Raw genomic sequence first — 3,252 nt, 5'->3', positions numbered from 1 at the left:
TCCCACCGATGATGCAGGCGGTGGTTGCCGGCATGCCCACGAGCACGCGCAGCGGGGCTGGCTTTCGCCCATCGAGTGCGCATGACCTGTCCAGGTGTCGACGGCCATCGTAAGCTCCCCACTGGCGGCCATTTATGGCGCATTTTGTGGCCATGGTTTCTCCCCGCGTACGGCCAGATAGTTCCCCACCTGCTGTGAGTCAGATTCGGTCCCGGCAACGCTGGGTGGATGAAATCGAGCAGGGAGATCATGGAAATTTTGGAGGCGTACGACCTCACGGGTAGTTATCGGGCGGCGGCGGAGCTGGCTGGGTGTGATCACCACACGGTGGCCCGGTATGTGCAGATGCGCGCTGCGGGGCAGCCGCCGGACCGCCGGCGGCATCGAGCGCGGGCGATCGACGACTTTCTGCCGAAGATCGAGGAGTTGGTGGTCCGCTCGCAGGGCAAGGTCCGCGCGGATGTCATCCACGAACGGATCGTCGCGCTGGGGTTCACCGGCGGTGAGCGGACCACGCGCCGGACGGTCGCGGAGGCGAAGGCCCAGTTTCGGGCTGGTCGGCGGCGAGTGTATCGGCCGTGGGTAACCGAACCTGGGCTGTGGTTACAGTACGACTTCGGTGACGGGCCAACGATTTCCGGCCGGAAGACGACGTTGTTCTGCGCATGGTTGGCGTGGTCGCGATTTCGGGTGGTGATCCCGATCTGGGACAAGACATTGCCGACGGTGGCGGCGTGTTTGGATGCGACATTCCGCCGCTTGGGCGGGGTTCCGGTCTATGTCCTCACCGACAACGAGAAGACCGCGACGATCGATCACGTGGCCGGGATCGCGGTCCGCAATCCGGAGATCGTGGAGGTGGCACGGCATTACGGCACGACGCTGCGGACGTGTTTACCTGCTGATCCGGAGTCGAAGGGAGGAAGTGAGGCGACGGTGCGGATCGCCAAAGCCGACCTGTTGCCGAAGGAGGTGAACCTGCGCGAGCAGTATCACTCTTTCGGTGAGCTCGAGTCGGCTTGCCGGCAGTTCTGCACCGACGTCAACACCCGCGTCCACAGCTCTACTCGGCGGCGGCCGGTCGAGCGGCTGGCCGAAGAGTTGCAGCGGCTGCATCCGCTGCCGAAATCTCCGTTCACCGCGGTGTTCGGCACTACCCGGCGGGTGAACTGGGAGTCGACGATCTCGGTGGAAGGGGTGCGGTATTCGGTGCCGCACACGTTGATCGACACTCGGGTCTGGGCCCGCTTCCATGGTGAGGAGCTGATCGTGACCGCCGTCGACAATGATGGCGGTGCAGTCGAAGTCGCGCGGCACCGCCGCGGCCAACCCGGTTCACCGGTCCTCGACAACGACCACTACCCACCCCGCCCAGACCGCGACGCCGCCGACCGGGTGCCCAAGCCTCGTACCGCCGCCGAGCTCGCCTTCCTACAGTTGGGCCAGGGTGCCAACAGCTGGCTGGTCGAGGCTGCCGCCGCGGGAGCGCGCCGCATCAGGGCGAAGATGGCCGAGGCCGTGGACCTTTCGAAGCTGCACTCCCCGGACGCAGTCGACAGAGCGTTGGGGACGGCGGCGATGACCGGCCGGTTCGCCGATCGGGACCTGATCTCGATCCTCGACTACCAAGTCACCCACGAACACGCTGATCCGGTCCGTCGCAGCGAGAACCACACTCTGCAACCGGGCACCGCCGCCTGGTCCACCTTCGGCCAGACACCAGCGCCGGCCAGCCCAGCCACTACTGACGATGAAAGCGATGACGCCTGATGAGCACCCCTTTGCGCACTGTTACCAGCGCTAACGGCGACCCGTTGGCCGAGGCGATCGACCTGACTAAACGCCTGAAACTGCCCCATATCCGCAGGTCCTTGAGCGATATCATCCCGACCGCGAAAGCCCAACGCTGGGACCCCGCCGAAGTCGTGCGGGTTCTCCTCGCTGAGGAAGCCGCCGGCCGGGACCGGGCGAACCTGCACACTCGCCGCAAACGCGCGGGTTTCCCTACCGGCAAGACCTTCGGCGACTGGGACGAAACGAAATCGTCGATTCCCCGCGCCACCCAGGACGCGCTCCGCACCCTGGAGTGGGTCGGGCGGCGTGAATGTTTCTGCGTCTGTGGGCCTTCGGGAACTGGCAAGTCTCACTTCACCGAGGCACTCGGGCAGGCCGCAGTCGAAGCTGGGCTGGCGGTGTCTTGGTTCACCATCGAAGACCTCGGTGCCCTGGTCCGCCGGCACCGTGCCGACGACTCCATCGCCCGAGCCCTGACGAGGATCATCCGCTCCGACCTGATCATCGTCGACGACATCGGTCTGCTCCCGGTCTCTGAAGACGCCGCCGAAGGATTCTATCGCCTCGTCGACGCTGCCTACGAACGCCGAGCGATTGCCGTCTCGAGCAACCTGCACCCCTCCGGCTTCGACGAGATCATGCCCAAAACATTGGCCACCGCCACCGTTGACCGGCTCCTGCACCATGCGCACGTCGTCGTCACCGACGGCGACTCCTTCCGCCTCACCGAAGCCACCACCGGCAAGGGGGTGAAGCCCTTCAGCTAACCCAAATCAGAAAGCGGGTGGGGAAAAACAACTGGCCGCCACCGGGGAGAACCCGTGGCCACCAGCGGGGAGAACTACTGGCCGCCTACGGGGAGAACTTCGTGGCCATTGACATGCAACTCGCCAATTCGCTGCTGATAGGTAGATGTCAACGGTATTGGCATCACTCCACCTGTGCCACCACCTGGAAAGACCGCCGTCCATGTCACCACGAAATTGCTTGTCACGCTGAGATTGTGGACTCCGCCAGGCTCCGTCTCTGAGCTGCGCTCAATTCGATGTCCACAAGTCGGAGAGGGCATTCCACTTGGCGGGGTCATCGGACTCGCATCGACTGCGTCGGTGTAAGGAGTAAACGGCAAGAGCGCACCCGCACAAAAGGTGGGCGCGGAACGATCGCCCCAATTTACGAGCACTCCAGAATTTACTGCGTTCGCGGTGACTGTGACGACGCCGGCGGTTGCGACCCTGTTTACGGGCCCGATTTGAGCGGGTCTCGTCGATGCTCCGTTGGGGCAGAAATAGATCCACGCCTCGCGCCCTACGAGACCGGTTCGGCCGCCAGGAGAATTTGCAGGCTCGGGTGTCATGCACATCTCAGGCTTCTCCAACTGCATCGCGGTGACAGCCATCGACACGGTATTCATGATCTCCGCCATCGACGGTGGTGTCGGAGGAACATCAATCCCTG

At 64.1% G+C, this 3,252-nt stretch carries 2 protein-coding genes; both read left to right on the top strand.

The genetic code is table 11. The annotated features are described in order from the left end of the window. Positions 1-228: 228 nt before the first annotated feature. The gene (gene istA, locus ACF1A5_RS33780; protein WP_030538069.1) at positions 229-1,770 is read left to right on the top strand and encodes an IS21-like element IS1415 family transposase; all 1,542 of its coding nucleotides are present in this window, start codon (positions 229-231) and stop codon (positions 1,768-1,770) included. Further along, positions 1,770-2,561 carry an IS21-like element IS1415 family helper ATPase IstB gene (gene istB / locus ACF1A5_RS33775; RefSeq protein ID WP_003944771.1) on the top strand — a complete coding sequence of 264 codons (792 nt, stop codon included), beginning with the start codon at positions 1,770-1,772 and terminating at the stop codon, positions 2,559-2,561. Before istA ends, istB begins: the two co-directional genes overlap by 1 nt. Positions 2,562-3,252: the final 691 nt, after the last annotated feature.

This window comes from Streptomyces sp. NPDC014864, from assembly GCF_043081525.1.
GTDB lineage: Bacteria > Actinomycetota > Actinomycetes > Streptomycetales > Streptomycetaceae > Streptomyces.
The sequence above is the reverse complement of the archived record's forward strand: the minus strand, read 5'-3'. Positions and strand labels throughout refer to the sequence as shown.

Excerpts from the sequence above, each read along its gene's own strand:
- istA (WP_030538069.1), top strand. The coding sequence starts at position 229 with ATGAAATCGAGCAGGGAGATCATGGAAATTTTGGAGGCGTACGACCTC.
- istB (WP_003944771.1), top strand. The coding sequence starts at position 1,770 with ATGAGCACCCCTTTGCGCACTGTTACCAGCGCTAACGGCGACCCGTTG.